Origin of the sequence: Micromonospora sp. NPDC047465 (genome assembly GCF_040643125.1) — a bacterium.
Classification (GTDB): Bacteria; Actinomycetota; Actinomycetes; order Mycobacteriales; family Micromonosporaceae; genus Micromonospora.
The window spans coordinates 34,655-52,125 of sequence record NZ_JBEYTP010000044.1; the positions used below are offsets into that span (position 1 = coordinate 34,655).

The 17,471-nt window shown below is 74.2% G+C and carries 14 protein-coding genes and 1 pseudogene; 10 read left to right on the top strand and 5 right to left on the bottom strand.

Features of this window, described 5'->3' with window-relative positions; genetic code table 11:
- Positions 1-76 precede the first annotated feature (76 nt).
- The 3 genes from ilvA to ABZ793_RS28780 all read right to left on the bottom strand — a co-directional run bounded on the left by ilvA (position 77) and on the right by ABZ793_RS28780 (position 4,012).
- The gene (gene ilvA, locus ABZ793_RS28770) at positions 77-1,297 is read right to left on the bottom strand and encodes a threonine ammonia-lyase (RefSeq protein ID WP_350680351.1); all 1,221 of its coding nucleotides are present in this window, start codon (positions 1,295-1,297) and stop codon (positions 77-79) included.
- A 159-nt stretch (positions 1,298-1,456) separates the two neighbouring features.
- Positions 1,457-2,854, bottom strand: a complete 1,398-nt coding sequence (locus tag ABZ793_RS28775) for an amidase family protein (RefSeq protein WP_357462512.1) — start codon at positions 2,852-2,854, stop codon at positions 1,457-1,459.
- A gap of 15 nt (positions 2,855-2,869) precedes the next feature.
- Entirely contained in the window at positions 2,870-4,012 is a 1,143-nt protein-coding gene (locus ABZ793_RS28780) for a cystathionine gamma-synthase (RefSeq protein ID WP_357462515.1), read from the bottom strand.
- Between the two features lie 112 nt (positions 4,013-4,124).
- On the opposite strand from ABZ793_RS28780, the gene ABZ793_RS28785 reads away from it, so the two are divergent.
- The 7 genes from ABZ793_RS28785 to ABZ793_RS28815 all read left to right on the top strand — a co-directional run bounded on the left by ABZ793_RS28785 (position 4,125) and on the right by ABZ793_RS28815 (position 12,045).
- Positions 4,125-4,544 (top strand): HIT family protein, encoded by a 420-nt coding sequence (locus ABZ793_RS28785; protein ID WP_357462518.1) that lies wholly within the window; start codon positions 4,125-4,127, stop codon positions 4,542-4,544.
- 82 nt (positions 4,545-4,626) lie between these two features.
- Positions 4,627-5,289 (top strand): peptide-methionine (S)-S-oxide reductase MsrA, encoded by a 663-nt coding sequence (msrA, locus tag ABZ793_RS28790; protein WP_357462521.1) that lies wholly within the window; start codon positions 4,627-4,629, stop codon positions 5,287-5,289.
- Between the two features lie 203 nt (positions 5,290-5,492).
- Complete coding sequence (locus tag ABZ793_RS28795; protein WP_357462524.1) at positions 5,493-7,277, top strand: N-acetylglutaminylglutamine amidotransferase; 1,785 nt, start codon at positions 5,493-5,495, stop codon at positions 7,275-7,277.
- A 2-nt stretch (positions 7,278-7,279) separates the two neighbouring features.
- The gene (gene ngg, locus ABZ793_RS28800) at positions 7,280-9,091 is read left to right on the top strand and encodes an N-acetylglutaminylglutamine synthetase (protein ID WP_357462527.1); all 1,812 of its coding nucleotides are present in this window, start codon (positions 7,280-7,282) and stop codon (positions 9,089-9,091) included.
- Positions 9,088-10,272: an osmoprotectant NAGGN system M42 family peptidase gene (locus tag ABZ793_RS28805; protein ID WP_357462530.1), complete on the top strand. Its 1,185-nt coding sequence runs from the start codon at positions 9,088-9,090 to the stop codon at positions 10,270-10,272. The genes ngg and ABZ793_RS28805 overlap by 4 nt, the downstream gene beginning before the upstream one ends.
- A gap of 337 nt (positions 10,273-10,609) precedes the next feature.
- Entirely contained in the window at positions 10,610-11,539 is a 930-nt protein-coding gene (locus tag ABZ793_RS28810; protein WP_357462532.1) for a ribonuclease Z, read from the top strand.
- Entirely contained in the window at positions 11,536-12,045 is a 510-nt protein-coding gene (locus ABZ793_RS28815; protein ID WP_357462535.1) for a GNAT family N-acetyltransferase, read from the top strand. The genes ABZ793_RS28810 and ABZ793_RS28815 overlap by 4 nt, the downstream gene beginning before the upstream one ends.
- 94 nt (positions 12,046-12,139) lie before the next feature.
- On the opposite strand, the gene ABZ793_RS28820 is transcribed toward ABZ793_RS28815, so the two are convergent.
- Positions 12,140-13,510 (bottom strand): cystathionine beta-synthase, encoded by a 1,371-nt coding sequence (locus ABZ793_RS28820; RefSeq protein WP_350703322.1) that lies wholly within the window; start codon positions 13,508-13,510, stop codon positions 12,140-12,142.
- Positions 13,511-13,588: 78 nt separating this feature from the next.
- Positions 13,589-13,945, bottom strand: coding sequence for a YkvA family protein (locus ABZ793_RS28825; RefSeq protein ID WP_357462538.1), 357 nt, complete (start codon positions 13,943-13,945; stop codon positions 13,589-13,591).
- Between the two features lie 148 nt (positions 13,946-14,093).
- Between ABZ793_RS28825 and ABZ793_RS28830 the strand changes: the two are divergent.
- From ABZ793_RS28830 to ABZ793_RS28840, 3 genes and pseudogenes are all read left to right on the top strand, one after another.
- Positions 14,094-15,154, top strand: a pseudogene (locus ABZ793_RS28830) (SGNH/GDSL hydrolase family protein); the annotation flags it as partial.
- Positions 15,143-15,946, top strand: coding sequence for an SGNH/GDSL hydrolase family protein (locus tag ABZ793_RS28835; RefSeq protein WP_357462550.1), 804 nt, complete (start codon positions 15,143-15,145; stop codon positions 15,944-15,946). The pseudogene ABZ793_RS28830 and the gene ABZ793_RS28835, both read left to right, overlap by 12 nt.
- Before the next feature lie 124 nt (positions 15,947-16,070).
- Positions 16,071-17,333 (top strand): acetyl-CoA C-acetyltransferase, encoded by a 1,263-nt coding sequence (locus ABZ793_RS28840; RefSeq protein ID WP_357462541.1) that lies wholly within the window; start codon positions 16,071-16,073, stop codon positions 17,331-17,333.
- The last annotated feature ends 138 nt before the right edge of the window (positions 17,334-17,471 follow it).

A 17,471-nucleotide genomic window follows, 5' to 3' on the forward strand; every position in this document is an offset into this window, starting at 1 on the left:
ACCCGCACGCCGCCACGCGGCGGTGAGAGCCGGGCGACGCTCCGCACACCCCGCTGAGGCGTGACACCGACCGGTGTCACGCCTCAGCCGCGAAGACCACCTGGTAGCCGCTGGCCCGCAACGCGCTGATCAGCGTGTCGGAGTGCTCGACGCCCCGGGTCTCCACCGACAGCGCCACCTCCACCTCGCCCAGACGCAGGTGCGGGTTGGCCCGCTGGTGCTCCACGTCCACCACGTTCGCCCGGTGCTCGGCGATCTCGCTGAGCAGCGAGGCGAGCTGCCCCGGGCGGTCCGTGCAGCGCACGGTCACCCGCAGGTAGCGGCCGGCCGCGGCGAGGCCGTGCTCGATCACCCGGAGCATCAGCAGCGGGTCGATGTTGCCGCCGGAGAGCACCGCCACGACCGGCGGCTCCACCTCGACCGCGCCCGCCAGCAGCGCCGCCACGCCCACCGCGCCGGCCGGCTCCACCACCTGCTTGCCGCGCTCCAGCAGCATCAGCAGCGCCCGGGAGATGTCCTCCTCGGAGACCGTGACGATCTCGTCGACCAGCTTGCGGACGTGGGTGAAGGTGATCTCCCCCGGCCGGCCGACGGCGATGCCGTCCGCGATCGTACTGAACGACGGGAGGCGTACCGGCTCGCCGGCCACCAGGGAGGGCGGGAAGGCCGCCGCGCTGGCCGCCTGCACGCCGATGACGCGCACGTCGGGCCGCAGCGCCTTGGCGGCCACCGCCATGCCGGAGACCAGCCCACCGCCGCCCACCCCGGTGACGATCGTCCTGACCTCGGGGCACTGTTCGAGGATCTCCAGGGCCACCGTGCCCTGGCCGGCGATCACGTCCCGGTGGTCGAACGGGTGGATGAGCGTCGCCCCGGTCCGCTCGGCGAAGGTCTGCGCCGCCACCAGGGACTCGTCGACGGTGTTGCCGACGAGTTCGACCTGGGCGCCGTACCCCTTGGTGGCGGCGACCTTCGGCAGCGGCGCGTTCACCGGCATGAAGACCGTGGCGTGCGTGCCGACGAGGCCGGCGGCGAGCGCCACCCCCTGGGCGTGGTTGCCGGCGCTCGCCGCGACCACGCCGTTGGCCCGCTCCGCCTCGGACAGCCGGGAGATCCGCACGTACGCGCCGCGCACCTTGTACGAGCCGGCGCGCTGCAGGTTCTCGCACTTGAGCCACGTCGGCCCGCCCAGCGCCGCGCTGAGCGGCCGGGAGGGCTCCAGCGGGGTCGTCCGGGTGACGCCCGCGAGCAGTTCCCGCGCGGCGCGTACGTCGGCGAGACCGACCAGTTCCGTCATGCCCTGATCGTGCCACCCGCCGCCCCCGCCGCCCGCACCGACGCCCGCACCACGACTGTCCGCGATCCTGCACTTCTCCGGCCCGCGAGGCGCGCGCCGTTCATCCCGTTTCGCCCGGTCATGATCCGCACGATCGCGGCGGACCTGAGGCCGGCGGGATCAGACCGCGGCCGGGATGCGGGGATAGCCGGGGGCGTGGCGGGACCAGGGGGCCTGCATCTCGAACTGGCCGGCGACGCCGAGCAGCAGCAGCTCGGAGCCGGGCGGGCCGATGAGCTGCACGCCGACCGGCAGCCCGTCCGGGCGGCGGCCGACCGGCACCACCAGGGCGGGCAGGCCAGCGATGTTCCACGGCGCGGCGAACGGGGCGTACCGGATGTTGGCCAGCATGTTGGCCCACCAGGAGCGGCCGGACCAGCCGGCGGCCTCCGGCGGCACGGTGGCCAGGGCCGGGGTGAGCAGCAGGTCGACCGAGTGGTCGGCGAAGAAGCCGATCGAGCGTTCGCGCCAGGCGGCCCGGTCGGCCTCCCGGACGTACCCCCGCCGCTGCGCCCACTCGCCGAGGGCGACGTGCCGGCGGCTGCGCCGCTGGAGGCCGCGCCGGTCCAGCCCGGCGGCGCGCACGTCGGCGGCCGCCGCGGCGAACCAGGTCGCGATCCCCTGCAGGCCCAGCGCGGTCGGGTAGACCGGATCGGCCGGCACCGTGTCGTGACCGGCGGCGGCGAGCAGCCGGCCGGCGGCGGCGACCGCGTCCCGGTTGGGCTGGTCGGGGTGCACGCCCCGCACCGGCGAGCGGAGCGAGACGCCCACCCGCAGCCGCTGCGGCGGGACCAGCGTCTCCGGGCGGCGGCCGGCCAGCACGGAGAAGCCGACGGCCGCGTCGGCGACCGTGGTGGTGAGCATGCCGTGCTCCGTGAGGCCGAACCAGTCCTCCGCGCCGAGCTGGCACGGGACCACGCCCCGCCCCGGCTTGAGCCCGACCAGGCCGCAGCAGGCCGCCGGGATGCGGATCGAGCCGAGGCCATCGTTGCCGTGGGCGATCGGCACCAGCCCGGCGGCGACCGCGGCGGCCGCGCCGCCGGAGGAGCCGCCGGGGGTACGCCCGGCGTCCCAGGGGTTGCGGGTGACCGCGGTCTCGTCGTCGGTGATCCCCCAGAGGCCCAGCTCCGGCATCCGGGTCACCCCGAGGATCACCGCGCCGGCGCCGCGCAGCCGACGGACCACCTCGTGGTCGGCCTCGGCGACGGGCGTACGGACCGCGGCCGACCCGTTCCAGGTGGGCAGGCCGGCGACCGGGGTGTTCTCCTTGACCGCCACCGGCACCCCGGCCAGCGGCAGGTTGGCCAGGTCCTCCTGCTCGTCGACCTTCTCCGCCTCGGTGATCGCCTCCCCGCCGCGTACCGTACGGAACGCGGCGAGGTCGGCGTCGACCCGGGCGATGTGGTCGAGGTGGTCCGCGACGACCTGGGTGGCCGTGACGTCGCCCCGGCGTACGCCCCGGGCGATCTGCTTGGCGGTCGCCCCCACCCAGGTCGGCATGATGTCCTGCACGGCCACCCTCCCAGCCAGCGGTCAGCCCAGCGCCTGCTCCAGATCGGCGAGCAGGTCGTCGACCGTCTCGATGCCGACAGACAGTCGCACGAGATCGCCGGGAACTTCAAGCGGCGAGCCGGCAGCACTTGCGTGTGTCATCCGGCCCGGGTGCTCGATCAGGGATTCCACGCCGCCCAGCGACTCGGCGAGCACGAACAGCTTCGCCCGGTTGCAGATCTCCACGGCGTGCTCCTCGCCGCCGGCGGCCCGGAACGAGATCATGCCGCCGAACCGGCGCATCTGCTTCGCGGCGACCTCGTGGCCGGGGTGCGAGGGCAGTCCCGGGTAGATGACCTGACCGACCTTGGCGTGCCCGTCCAGGTAGGCCGCGATCCGCTCGGCGTTGTCGCAGTGCCGGTCCATGCGTACGCCGAGGGTCTTGATGCCGCGCAGGGTGAGCCACGCGTCGAAGGGGCCGTTGATCGCGCCCATCGCGTTCTGGTGGTAGCGCAGTTCCTCGCCGAGCCCTGCGTCGGCCGCGACCAGCGCGCCACCGACCACGTCGGAGTGACCGCCGACGTACTTGGTGGTGGAGTGCACCACCACGTCCGCGCCGTGCGCGATCGGCTGCTGGAGGTACGGCGAGGCGAAGGTGTTGTCGACCACCAGCAGGGCGCCCGCGTCGTGCGCGACCCCGGCCAGCGCGGCGATGTCGGCGATGCCGAGCAGCGGGTTGGTGGGCGTCTCCACCCAGACGATCCTCGTCCGGCCCGGCTCGACGGCGGCCCGGATCGCGTCCGGGTCGGAGACCCGCGCCGGGGTGTAGTCCAGGCCCCAGCGCTCGGCGACCCGGGCGAAGAGCCGGTACGTGCCGCCGTACGCGTCGTCGGGGATCACCACGTGGTCGCCCGGCTTGCAGACGGTGCGCAGCAGGGTGTCCTCGGCGGCCAGTCCGCTGGCGAAGGCGAGGCCGGCCGACCCGCCCTCCAACGCGGCGAGGCACTCCTGGAGCGCGTCCCGGGTCGGGTTGCCGGAGCGGCTGTACTCGTAGCCCAGCCGGGGCGCGCCGACGGCGTCCTGGGCGTACGTGCTGGTCTGGTAGATCGGAGGGATCACCGCGCCGGTGCGGGCTTCCGGGTCCTGGCCGGCGTGGATGGCGAGCGTCTCGAAGCCGTGACTCATTCCCGTGAGGCTAGTCGCCGGGGCCGCAGGAGGCGTCACAACCCGCGCCCGACGGATCACCCGGCTCTGCCACCGCACGACCGCCCTTCACGGCGGCGGTTACCCTGCCCCGGTGAGCGGATGCGTGTTCTGCGGGATCGTGGCGGGCGGGGTGCCGGCGTTCCGCGTCGCCGACGAGCCGGACGGGGTCGCGTTCCTGGACACCCGGCCGGTCTTCAAGGGGCACGTGCTGGTGGTGCCGCGCACCCACCTGGTCACCCTGGCCGACCTGCCCGCCGAGGGGCTGGCCGGCTACTTCGGCCTGGTCCGGCGGCTCGCGTTGGCGGTGGAGACCGGTCTGGGGGCCGGCGGCACGTTCGTGGCGATGAACAACAAGGTGTCCCAGTCGGTCCCGCACCTGCACACCCACGTGGTGCCCCGGACGAAGGGCGACGGTCTGCGCGGCTTCTTCTGGCCCCGCACCCGCTACGCCGACGACGCCGAGGCGCGGGCGTACGCCACCCGGATCACCGCGGCCCTGTCCCCCGCCTGACGGCCTGAGTGGCGGCGGGGCGGGTAAGGAAGGCGGGTCCGGCGGTGTTGCACGCTGGGAGAGGTACGAGAGGAGTCCCACCGTGTTCCTGCGCCGTATGAAGGCCGAGCTGCCCACCCCCGACCAGGCCCTGCCGGGTCGTCTGATCGCGATGCCCGTCGCGGACCGCCACGAGGTGCTGGGCACCCCCCTCAAGGGTCCGTTCCCGGAGGGCTCGCAGGTGGCCGTGTTCGGCATGGGCTGTTTCTGGGGCGCCGAGCGGTTGTTCTGGACCCTGCCCGGCGTGCTCACCACGTCGGCCGGCTACGCGGGCGGCATCACGCCGAACCCGACGTACGAGGAGGTGTGCTCGGGCATGACGGGGCACGCCGAGGTGGTCCAGGTGGTCTACGACCCCAGCCGGATCAGCTACGAGGACCTGCTCAAGGTCTTCTGGGAGAACCACGACCCGACCCAGGGCATGCGCCAGGGCAACGACGTGGGCACCCAGTACCGGTCGGCGATCTACGCGACCACCGACGAGCAGCTCGCCACCGCGCAGGCGTCGCGGGACGCGTTCGCGCCGATCGTGGCGCGCGCCGGCAAGGGCGAGATCACCACGGAGATCGACCGGCTCGGCGCCTACTACTTCGCCGAGGACCACCACCAGCAGTACCTCGCACCCACGAAGAACCCGAACGGGTACTGCAACCACGGCCCGAACGGGCTGAGCTGCCCGGTGGGCATCGCCCGCACCGGCGGCTGAGCCCGCGCGACGCCCGCGAACGGGTCTGCGGTGTTTGTCACACCGCAGACCCGTTTCGATTCGGGCAGCGGGGCGGGGCCAGGCCGGAAACGCCCCCGCCACCACGGGCCGGGCCGACGGGGCCGAGCATCCTAGCAACCACGAACACCGCCGGCATCAGCTCAACGGGCGAACCGCACCGGCCTCTGGCAGCATTGCCTCGCATGTGCGGACTTGCGGGAGAGTTCCGCCGTGACGGCTCGCGCGCCGACGTGTCGGCGGTGGAGCGCATGGCGGCCACGATGAGCGACCGGGGGCCCGACGACAGCGGCGTCTGGGCCCAGGGCCCGACGGCCCTCGGACACCGACGACTGAAGATCATCGACCTCTCCGCCGCGAGCGGGCAGCCGCTGGTCGACCCGGGCGCGGGGCTGACCGGAGTCTTCAACGGGTGCGTCTACAACTACCGCGAGCTGCGCGAGGAGCTCCAGGCCAAGGGCCACCGCTTCTTCTCCTCCGGCGACAGCGAGGTCGTGCTCAAGGCGTACGCGGAGTGGGGGCTCGACTTCGTCGACCACCTGGTCGGCATGTTCGCCGTGGCAATCAGCGAGCGGGACACCGGCCGGCTGGTGCTGGCCCGGGACCGGCTCGGCATCAAGCCGCTCTACGTGGCCGAGACGCCGGGCGTGGTGCGCTTCGCCAGCACCCTGCCCGCGCTGCTGGCCGGCGGCGGGATCGACACGACCATCGACCCGGTCGCGCTCGCGCACTACCTGAGCTTCCACAGCATCGTGCCGCCGCCGCGCACCATCCTGCGCGGCGTCGCCAAGCTGCCCCCGGCGACCGTACGGGTCTACGAGGCCGACGGCCGCACCTCCGAGCGGGTCTACTGGGACCCGGCCTTCACCCGCGCCGCCGGGCGGGCCGGCTGGTCCGACAAGGACTGGCAGGACGCCCTGCTCGAGTCGCTGACCACCGCCGTGCGCCGGCGGATGGTCGCCGACGTGCCGGTCGGCGTGCTGCTCTCCGGTGGCCTGGACTCCAGCCTGGTGGTCGCCCTGCTCGCCGGCGAGGGCCAGCGCGGACTCTCCACCTTCTCCATCGGCTTCGACTCCGTCGGCGGCCGGGAGGGCGACGAGTTCCGCTACTCCGACCTCGTCGCGAAGACGTTCGACACCGACCACCACCAGATCCGGGTGGCCGCCGCCGACCTGGTGCCGCCGCTGGAAGCGGCCGTCGCCGCGATGTCCGAGCCGATGGTCAGCCACGACTGCGTGGCGTTCTACCTGCTCAGCGAGGTGGTGTCGCAGCACGTCAAGGTGGTCCAGTCCGGCCAGGGCGCGGACGAGATCCTCGGCGGCTACCACTGGTATCCGCCGCTCGCCCGCGTCGGCCGGGACCAGGCGCTCGACACGTACGCCCGGGCGTTCTTCGACCGGGACGCGGCCGGGCTGGCCCGGGTGCTGAACCCGGCCTGGCTGGCCGACGGCGACCCGGCCCGGGAGTTCGTGGCCGCGCACCTCGGCCGGGCCGGCGCGGAGACCGCGGTCGACGCCGGGCTGCGGATCGACACCCAGGTCATGCTGACCGACGACCCGGTCAAGCGGGTGGACAACATGACCATGGCGCACGGGCTGGAGGCCCGGGTGCCGTTCCTCGACCACGAGTTCGTCGAGCTGGCCGCGAGCTGCCCGCCGGAACTCAAGCTGGCGCAGGGCGGCAAGGGGGTGCTCAAGGAGATCGGCCGCCGGGTGCTGCCGCACGAGGTCATCGACCGGCCGAAGGGCTACTTCCCGGTCCCCGGCCTCACCCACCTGGAGGGCAAGCTCCTCGACCGGGTACGCGACGCGCTCTCCGCGCCCGAGGCCCGCCGCCGCGACCTGTTCCGCGCCGACTACGTCGACGCGCTGCTCGCCGACCCGAACGCCGAACTGACCCCGCTGAACGGAAACAAGCTGTGGCAACTCGGACTCCTGGAAATGTGGCTCCAGAGCCACGGAATCGACTGACGGTGACCGACACCCTGGCGACCGGCACGGCCCGGTCCGACCGGTTCCGTGGCGGCCGGCGACGGGAGCGGGTCGGGCCCGGCGGCGACCCGATGGCCCCGGGCACACCGGAGACCCCCGCCCGCGAGGGCGACACCGACGTGGTGCTGGACTGCGGCTGGGGCCGGCTCGTCTTCGGGCAGACCTTCACCGACCAGGCCGCCGTCGCCGCCGTGCTGCGTTCCGAGGCCGCCGGCTCCCGGGACATCTGCATCTACCTGCGCGACCCGCACGTGCTGGTGTCCCGGCTGCCCGACGAGCTGTTCATCGACCCGTCGCTGACCTACCGGCTGCCGCTGGGCGGCGACCGGCCGGCCGACGACGACGTCCCGGGGCTGGCGATCCGCCCGCTGGCCGACGCCGCCGACGCGGACGCGGTGAACCGGATCTACGCCCGCAACGGCATGGTCACCGCCCCCGTCGACGTGCTCGTCGCCAACGCCCGCACCGACCGCTTCCTGCACCTGGTCGCCGAGGACGCCACCGGCGAGGTCGTCGGCACCATCACCGGCGTGGACCACGTCGCGGTCTTCGACGACCCGGACAACGGGGCCAGCCTGTGGTGCCTCACCGTCGACTTCAACACCGCGCCGCCCGGCACCGGCCAGGCCCTGATCACCGCGCTGGCCGCCCGGCTGGTCGCGCGCGGCCGGGCGTACGTGGACCTGTCCGTGCTCGCGGAGAACGCCGGGGCGATCCGGCTCTACGAGCGACTCGGCTTCTACCGGACGTCGACGCTCTGCGTGAAGCGGAAGAACCCGATCAACGAGCGACTCTTCCTGCCCGCCACGCCCGAGGGGTACGACCAGCTCAACCCGTACGCGACGATCGTCGCCGACGAGGCGATGCGCCGCGGCATCCGGGTGGAGGTGACCGACCCGGCCTGGGGCGAGCTGCGGCTCAGCAGCGGCGGGCGCACCGTCCGGACCCGCGAGTCGCTGTCGGAGCTGACCTCGGCGGTGGCGATGAGCCGCTGCGACGACAAGCGGGTGACCCGCCGGATCCTCGCCGAGGCGGGCCTGTCGGTGCCGCGCGGGCGGACGGCCACGGGCGACGACGGCGACGCCGCCTTCCTCGCCGAGGCCGGCCGGGTGGTGGTCAAGCCGGCGCGGGGCGAGCAGGGCAACGGCATCACGGTGGGCGTACGCACCCCCGAGGCGCTGGCCGCCGCCGTCGAGCTGGCCGCCCGGTTCTGCCCGGACGTGCTGATCGAGGAGATGCGTGCCGGCGAGGACCTGCGGGTGGTCGTCATCGACCACGAGGTGGTGGCCGCCGCGGTCCGTCGGCCCGCCTCGATCACCGGCGACGGGGTGCACGACATCGCCGAACTGATCGAACGGCAGAGCCGCCGCCGGGCCGCCGCCACGGGCGGCGAGTCCACGATCCCGATCGACGACATGACCCGGGACGTGCTGGCCGAGGCCGGCCACGAGCTGCACGACGTGCTGCCCGAGGGGCAGGTGCTGGCCGTACGCAAGACCGCCAACCTGCACACCGGCGGCACCATCCACGACGTCACCGCCGAGCTGCACCCGGCGATCGCCGAGGCGTGCGTGACGGCCAGCCGCGCGCTGGACATCCCGGTCACCGGGCTGGACCTGCTGGTCCCCGCGCCGGACGGGCCCGAGCACGTCTTCATCGAGGCCAACGAGCGGCCCGGCCTGGCCAACCACGAGCCGCAGCCGACCGCAGAGCGCTTCGTCGACCTGCTCTTCCCGGGCACCCGCGCGCCGCGGCGGCTCTGGTCCCCGGTCGGCCCGGGAGGCGCCGCGTGAGCCCGAGGCCCCTGGAGATCGACCTGGACTACCTGCGCCAGGTGCTCGTGGAGCTGCTGGAGATCCCGAGCCCGTCGGGGCGTACGGACCACGTGCAGCAGTACGTGGGCGAGCGGCTCTCCGCGCTCGGCATCGGCTCCACGCTGACCCGGCGCGGCGCGCTGAGCGCCTTCCTGCCCGGCCCCCGATCCACCGGCGCCGACCGGGCGATCGTGGTGCACACCGACACCATCGGCGGCATGGTCAAGCGGCTGAAGGAGAACGGCCGGCTCGAGCTGAAGCCGATCGGCACGCACAGCGCCCGGTTCGCCGAGGGCGCGCACGTGCGGATCTTCACCGACGACCTGGACCGGGTGATCACCGGGCAGGTGCTCCCCCTGAAGGCCAGCGGGCACCGCTACAACGAGGCCGTCGACTCCCAGGGCATCGGCTGGGAGCAGGTCGAGGTGCGGGTCGACGAGCCGGTCGACGACATCGCCGGCCTCCGCGCGCTGGGCGTCGACGCCGGGGACTTCGTCGCGTTCCTGCCGAACCCGACGGTCACCCCCTCCGGGTACGTCAAGTCCCGGCACCTGGACGACAAGGCGGGCGTGGCGGCGGTGCTGACCGCGTTCAAGGCGATGGTCGACGCCGGCGTACGCCCGGCGGTCACCGCGCACCTGCTGGTCACCGTGACGGAGGAGATCGGGCACGGGGCCAGCCACGGGCTGGACCCGGACGTCGCGGAGATCGTCTCCGTGGACGCGGCGGTGGTCGCCCCCGGCCAGCAGTCCCGGGAGGACGCGGCCACCCTGGCGATGGGCGACGGCGTCGGGCCGTTCGACTACCACCTGACCCGCAACCTGGCCTCGATCGCCGCCGAGCACGGGGTGCGCCTGGTCCGGGACGTCTTCGACTACTACCGCTCGGACGTGGCGGCGGCGGTGGAGGCCGGGGCGCACGCCCGGGTGGCGCTGCTCGGCTTCGGCGTGGACGCCACCCACGGGCACGAGCGCACCCACCTCGACGGGCTGCGCCAGCTCACCCAGTTGCTCTGCCTCTACCTCCAGAGCGACCTGGTCTTCCCCGAGTGGGACGCCGAGCCGGAGGGCGAGCTGGCCGACTTCCCGTCGCTGGCCGTGCAGCCGGCCAGCGAGGAGGGCCCCCGCGAGGGACCCATCGGCATCGCGGAGACCGCCTAGGCGTATTCCCCGGGAGCCTGTGATCGAAATCCGTTGCCGGCGGCCCGGTCGGTGGATAGCGTGGCCGTACACGGGAAAGGAGGTGGTCCAGACTTGTATAGCAATCGGACTCGTGAGGTGGCTGTCCGCTAGCCGCTGTCCTCGACAGTTATCCCGTCCGCCGCGAGGCGGGCACAGGCACCATCGTCGAGACCGTGTGGCAGCGGTGCGGCGAATCCACGACAGCCACCCGACCCCCGGGGTGCCGGCCCAGTCCAGCCGGCCCGCGCGCGAGCGCGGAAGCCCCGGGGGTCGACCCTTTTCCGGGCCGGGTGGTCGACGCAGCCGGAGGTCAACCGTGTCGATGCGCGAGCTGGTGGTGCTCGGGACGGCCAGCCAGGCCCCGACCCGGCAGCGCAACCACAACGGGTACGTGCTGCGCTGGGACGACGAGGTGATCCTCTTCGACCCGGGCGAGGGCAGCCAGCGGCAGCTTCTGCACTCCACGGTCACCGCCACCGACCTGACCCGGATCTGCGTCACCCACTTCCACGGCGACCACTGCCTCGGCCTGCCCGGCACCATCCAGCGGCTCTCGCTGGACCGGGTGCCGCACCCGGTGGCGGTGCACTTCCCGGCCGGCGGCGCGGAGTACTTCGCCCGGCTGCGGCACGCCAGCTCCTTCCACGAGACCGCCGAGCTGCGCGTCGAGCCGATCGAGGCCGACGGGCAGCGGATCACCCTGGGCGTCGGCACGCTGGAGGCCCGCCGGCTGCGGCACCCGATCGAGACGTACGGCTACCGGCTCGTCGAGCCGGACGGCTGCCGGATGCTGCCGGAGAAGCTGGCCGCGTACGGCATCGCCGGGCCGGCCGTCGGGGAGCTGATCCGGGTCGGCCACCTCGACCTCGACGGGCGCCGCGTCACCCGGGAGGAGGTGAGCGTGCCCCGGCCCGGGCAACGGTTCGCGTTCGTGATGGACACCGGGCTCTGCGACGGGGTCTACGCCCTCGCCGAGCACGCCGACCTGCTGGTCATCGAGTCGACCTTCCTCGACTCGGAGGCCGCGCTCGCCGCCGAGGTCGGCCACCTCACGGCGGGCCAGGCCGCGCGGGTGGCGGCCGAGTCGGGCGTACGCCGGCTCGTGCTCACCCACTTCTCGCAGCGGTACGGGGACGCGACCCGCTTCGCCGACGAGGCCCGCGCGCACTTCGACGGCGACCTGGTGATCGCCGAGGACCTGACCACCGTGCAGGTCCCGCCCCGGCGGGTAGCCTCGGCCGGGTGACGGTCACCCTCCGCCCCGCCACCGCGGCTGACCTGATGCCGGTCGGCGCCCTGCACCAGCGGTCCCGGGTCGCGGCGTACGCGTCGTTCGTCCCGCCCGAGGCGCTGGCCGAGCCGGGGCCGGAGGCGATGGGGCGGTACTGGGCCGAGCGGTGGGGGTGGGAGCGCGACGACCACCGGATGACCGTCGCCGAACGCGACGGCCGGCTGGTCGGCTTCAGCTACCTCGGCCCGGACGACGAGGGCGACCCGGCGACGGGCCTGCTCAACGCCCTCCATCTCGACCCGGCCGAGCGCGGCCGGGGCACCGGGCGGGCCCTCATGGTCGACGCGCTGGACGCCATGCGCTCGCGCGGCTGGTCGCGGGCGGTGCTGTGGGTGCTGGCGTCGAACGCGCACGCCCGGCGCTTCTACGAGCGCGGCGGCTGGGTCCACACCGGCACCGCACGGGACGAGCACCTCGGCCCGGTGGTCGTGCCCCAGCTCCGGTACGACCGACCGCTCTGACCGCCGGCCGGCGGCACTGATCGTCCGGTCCGGCGCGGCAGACACGGCGAGGGCCCTCCCCCGGCCGGGAAGGGCCCTCGCGGGGTCGTCCGGGTCAGCGGGCGCCGAGGTGGGCGAGCAGGTCCTGCCGGGTGAGGACGCCCTTCGGCTTGCCGTCGACCAGCACCAGGGCGGCGTCGGACTTCTCCAGCAGGCCGACCGCCTCGCTCACCGGCTGCCCGCCGCCGATCATCGGCAGCGGCTCGGCCATGTGCCGCTCGATGGTGTCGTGCAGGTGCGCCTGACCGGTGAACAGCGCGTCGAGCAGGTCCTTCTCGGCGATCGAGCCGGCCACCTCGCCGGTCACCACCGGGGGCTCGGCCTTGAGCACCGGCAGCTGCGAGACGCCGTACTCGCGCATGTAGTCGATCGCGTCGCGGACCGTCTCGGTCGGGTGCACGTGCACCAGCTCGGGCAGGCCGCCCGGCTTGTTGGCCAGCGCGTCGGCGACCGTCGGCTCCGTGCCGGAGTTGTCCAGGAAGCCGTACCGGGCCATCCAGGTGTCGTTGAAGATCTTCGACAGGTAGCCCTTGCCGCTGTCCGGCAGCAGCACCACGACCACGTCGTCCGGGCCGGCCTTGCGGGCCACCTCCAGGGCGGCCACCACGGCCATGCCGCAGGAGCCGCCGACCAGCAGGCCCTCCTCGCGGGCCAGCCGCCGGGTCATCTCGAACGACGCCTTGTCGGAGACCTCGATGATCTCGTCGGCCAGGCCCCGGTCGTACGTCTCCGGCCAGAAGTCCTCGCCGACGCCCTCGACCAGGTACGGCCGGCCGGTGCCGCCCGAGTAGACCGAGCCCTCCGGGTCCGCGCCGATGACCTTGACCCGGCCCTCCGACGCCTCCTTCAGGTAGCGGCCGATTCCGGAGATGGTGCCGCCGGTGCCGACGCCCGCCACGAAGTGGGTAAGCCCGCCCCCGGTCTGCTCCCACAGCTCGGGGCCGGTGGTCTCGTAGTGCGAGCGCGGGTTGGCCGGGTTGCTGTACTGGTTGGGCTTCCAGGCACCGGGGATCTCCCGGGCCAGCCGGTCGGAGACGTTGTAGTAGGAGCGCGGGTCCTCCGGCGCCACGGCGGTCGGGCAGACCACCACCTCCGCGCCGTACGCCCGCAGCACGTCCTGCTTGTCCTGGCTGACCTTGTCGGGGCAGACGAAGACGCACTTGTAGCCCTTGAGCTGGGCCACCAGGGCCAGGCCGACTCCGGTGTTGCCGCTGGTCGGCTCGACGATCGTGCCGCCGGGCTGGAGGATGCCCGCCTTCTCCGCGTCCTCCACCATCCGCAGCGCGATCCGGTCCTTCACCGACCCGCCCGGGTTGAGGTACTCCACCTTCGCCAGCACGGTGGCCTGGATGCCGGCCGTGACGTTGCGCAGCCGTACCAGCGGGGTGTTGCCGATCAGCTCGACGACGTTGTCGTAGTACCGCACCTCGTTGTTGCCCTTCTCCTCCGGCGCCGCCGGCGGCGGCCGGGCAGACGTTTTCTCGACGCCCCAGGGTACGTCGGTTCAGGACACCACGTGCCCGGGGATCACGGAGCTGCGGCGGGCCTCCCACTCCAGGAACCGCTCGGTCTCCGCGAGCACGCTGCCGGCCAGCCAGGTCACCATGACCGCGTCGTCGGCCAGCCCGAAGATCGCCAGCGGGATCTCCGGCAGCAGGTCGATCGGCGAGACGATGTACGCCGTCGCGGCGGTCATCAGGGCCAGCCGCAGGCCGCCGTCGTACTCCCCCCGGGTGGTCGCCCGGATCATCCGGGGCAGCGCCGCGAGCCGCGCCCCGAGCGACGGCCCGCCCCGCGACCCCGCCGCGAGCGCCCTCGCCAGCGCGCTGAACGCGGCGCTCCGCTTCAATGTCTTCCCCATGTTCGGCCCCTCTCCGCGTGCCAGGGTGACGTGCCGGCGCAACTGTCGCCCGGTCACCGGAACAGGTACCCAGGACGGTCGCCTTCCAGCCACCCGCGAGCCGACACGACGACGGCGGCGTGTCGTTCCGGCGCGATAATGTCGCTGCATGGGGGTTGTTGGTTCCGCCGTCCCGGTTGGTTCGCGCTGGCAGCGCGCTCGGCAGATCGCCCGCCTGGCGGCGATCGGCACGGGCGCCACGGCGGCCGCCGCGGTGGCGACCGGCGGCGTGCTCCTCGGGCAGGCCCGGCAGGCCCGCCGCACAATCCCGATGGCCGAGGCGCCGCCGCCCCGCTGCGACGGGGTCTACGGCGCGAAGCTGCCCGGCCCGCCGGTCACCATGGTCGTGCTCGGCGACTCGTCGGCCGCCGGCTACGGCGTGCACCGCCGCCGGGAGACGCCGGGCGCCCTGCTCGCCACCGGCCTGTCCCGCCGCCTCCAGCGGCCCGTCCGGCTGCACCGGTTCGCGGTGGTCGGCGCCATCTCGGCCGTGCTGAAGCACCAGGTGGAGGCGGCGCTGGAGTGCCGGCCCGACGTCGCCGTGATCCTGATCGGCGGCAACGACGTGACCAACCGCACGCCGCCCGGCCTGGCCGTGCGCTATCTGGTCGAGGCGGTCCGCACGCTGCGCGCCGCCGGCTGCGAGGTGGTCGTCGGCACCTGCCCGGACCTGGGCGCGATCCGCCCGATCCAGCCGCCGCTGCGCTGGCTGGCCCGGCGCTGGAGCCGGCAGCTCGCCGCCGCCCAGACGGTGGCCGTGGTCGAGGCCGGCGGCTGGACGGTCTCCCTCGGTGACCTGCTCGGCCCCCGCTTCACCGCCGAGCCGACCCGGATGTTCGCCTGGGACCGGTTCCACCCCTCGGCGGAGGGCTACGCCGTGGCCGCCGCCGCGCTGCTGCCGACCGTGCTGTCCGCGCTGGGCGCCGGGCAGGAGCGGCGCACTACCCCGGCCCGGCGCGAGGGCGTACGCTCGCTCCCCGCGGCCGCCCAGGAGGCCGCTCGGCACGCGGGCACCGAGGTCAGCGGCACCCAGGTGCGGGGGCGCGACCGCGGCCCCGCCGGTCGGTGGGTGCAGCTGCGCCGACGGGCCTTCTTTGGTGTCGGCGCGGTGCCGCAACCCGGCCCCGCCGCCGACTCACCCACTCTGGAGGGACTGGCATGAGCGAGCGCTTCATCCCCTCGGGGCTCGCCGGTCGGCTGGGTCGGGCCACGGCGCTCTCCCTGATCGCCGGCACGGTCGGCGGCGCCGCCGTCCTCGCCGGCCAGGCCTTCGTCGCCCGGCACCGCCAGTACGCCCAGCCGGAGCTCGGGCTGGCGCTGCGCGCCACGGTCGGGCGCGCCGGCGCCCCACCGCTGCGGCTGGTGCTGCTCGGCGACTCGTCCGCCCTCGGCGTCGGGGTCGAACGCCTCGACGACACCATCGGCGGCCAGCTGGCCAACCTGCTCGCCGAGGGCCCGAACGGCCGGCAGGTGCACCTGTCCAGCGTCGGCGTCTCCGGCTCCCGCTCGACCGACCTCGCCACCCAGGTGGCCCGGGCGCTGCTCGGCGAGCGCCCCGACGTGGCGGTGATCCTGATCGGCGCCAACGACGCCACCACCCTGCGCCGGCCGGCGGAGGCCGCCGCCTACCTCGCGGCGGCCGTGCACCGGCTCCGCGAGGCCCGGGTGGAGGTGGTCGTCGGCACCTGCCCCGACCTCGGCGCCGTACGCGCGATCGCGCCGCCGCTGCGGCACCTGGTCGGCTGGTCCGGGCGGCGGGTCGCCCGCGCGCAGACGGCGGCGGTGCTCGACGCCGGGGGCACGGTGGTCGACCTGGCCACCGAGACGGGTCCGGTGTTCCGCGCCGACGCGGGCACCCTGTGTCACGACGGCTACCACCCCTCCGCCGACGGCTACCGGGTCTGGGCGCACGCCCTGCTGCCCGCCGTCGCGGCGGCCGCCGCGGTCGCGTCCCGCCGCTGACCCGCCGGGCGGGGCGCCCGCGTCCGACCGCTGACCCACCGGGCGTCGCGCCCCGCCGGGCGTGACATTTCCCGGTCGGCCGCCAGCTTCCGCGCGAAGTTACCGACGGGTTAACGTTGGCTCCATGCCGACTGAGTCGTCCCGCGACGCCGTCATCGTCGCCACCGCCCGCTCCCCCATCGGCCGGGCGCACAAGGGGTCCCTGCGCGACGTCCGCCCGGACGACCTCGCCGCGACCATCGTGCGGGCCGCCCTGGACAAGGTCCCCCAGCTCGACCCGAACGAGATCGACGACCTCTACCTGGGCTGCGGCCTGCCCGGCGGCGAGCAGGGCTTCAACATGGCCCGGGTCGTCGCCACCCTGATGGGCCTGGACACCCTGCCCGGCGCGACCCTCACCCGCTACTGCGCGTCCTCGCTGCAGACCACCCGGATGGCGATGCACGCGATCCGGGCCGGCGAGGGCGACGTCTTCGTCTCCGCCGGCGTGGAGACCGTCTCCCGGTACGCCCGCGGCAACTCCGACGGCCTCCCGCCCGAGGCGCAGGCGCTGGTCGGCGGCGGCTGGGAAAACCCGCGCTTCGCCGCGGCGGCCGAGCGGTCGAAGGCCCGCGCCCAGGGCGGCGCCCCGGTCTGGACCGACCCGCGCGAGTCGGGCGAACTGCCGGACATCTACCTGACCATGGGGCAGACCGCCGAGAACCTGGCCCAGGTCCACGACGTGACCCGCGCCGACATGGACGAGTTCGGCGTACGCAGCCAGAACCTCGCCGAGAAGGCCATCGCCGACGGCTTCTGGGCCCGGGAGATCACCCCGGTCACCACGCCGGACGGCACGGTGGTCAGCACCGACGACGGCCCCCGGCCCGGGGTCACCCTGGAGGCGGTCTCCGCCCTGAAGCCGGTGTTCCGCCCGGACGGCCGGATCACCGCCGGCAACTGCTGCCCGCTCAACGACGGCGCGGCCGCCGTGGTGGTCATGAGCGCCCAGAAGGCGAAGGACCTCGGGATCACCCCGCTGGCCCGGATCGTCTCCACCGGTGTGACCGCCCTGTCGCCGGAGATCATGGGCCTCGGCCCGGTCGAGGCCACCCGGCAGGCGCTCAAGCGGGCCGGCATGACCATCGACGACGTCGACCTGGTGGAGATCAACGAGGCGTTCGCCGCCCAGGTGATCCCCTCGTACCGCCAGCTCGACATCCCGCTGGAGAAGCTGAACGTGATGGGCGGCGCGATCGCCGTCGGGCACCCGTTCGGCATGACCGGCGCACGGATCACCGGCACCCTGCTCAACGCCCTCGACTGGCACGACAGGACCATCGGCCTGGAGACCATGTGCGTCGGCGGCGGCCAGGGCATGGCCATGGTGGTCGAGCGGCTGAGCTGACCCCCGCAGGCCGGCCGGCACTCCCGCCCGCGGGGCGGGACCGGAACTAGTGCCGCGTCAGGCAACGTTCGCCCTGTTGACTACCTGACGTAGGCGCTTGTCGGTGGCGTTCTTGTTCCGCCAGATGATGTAGCGGCG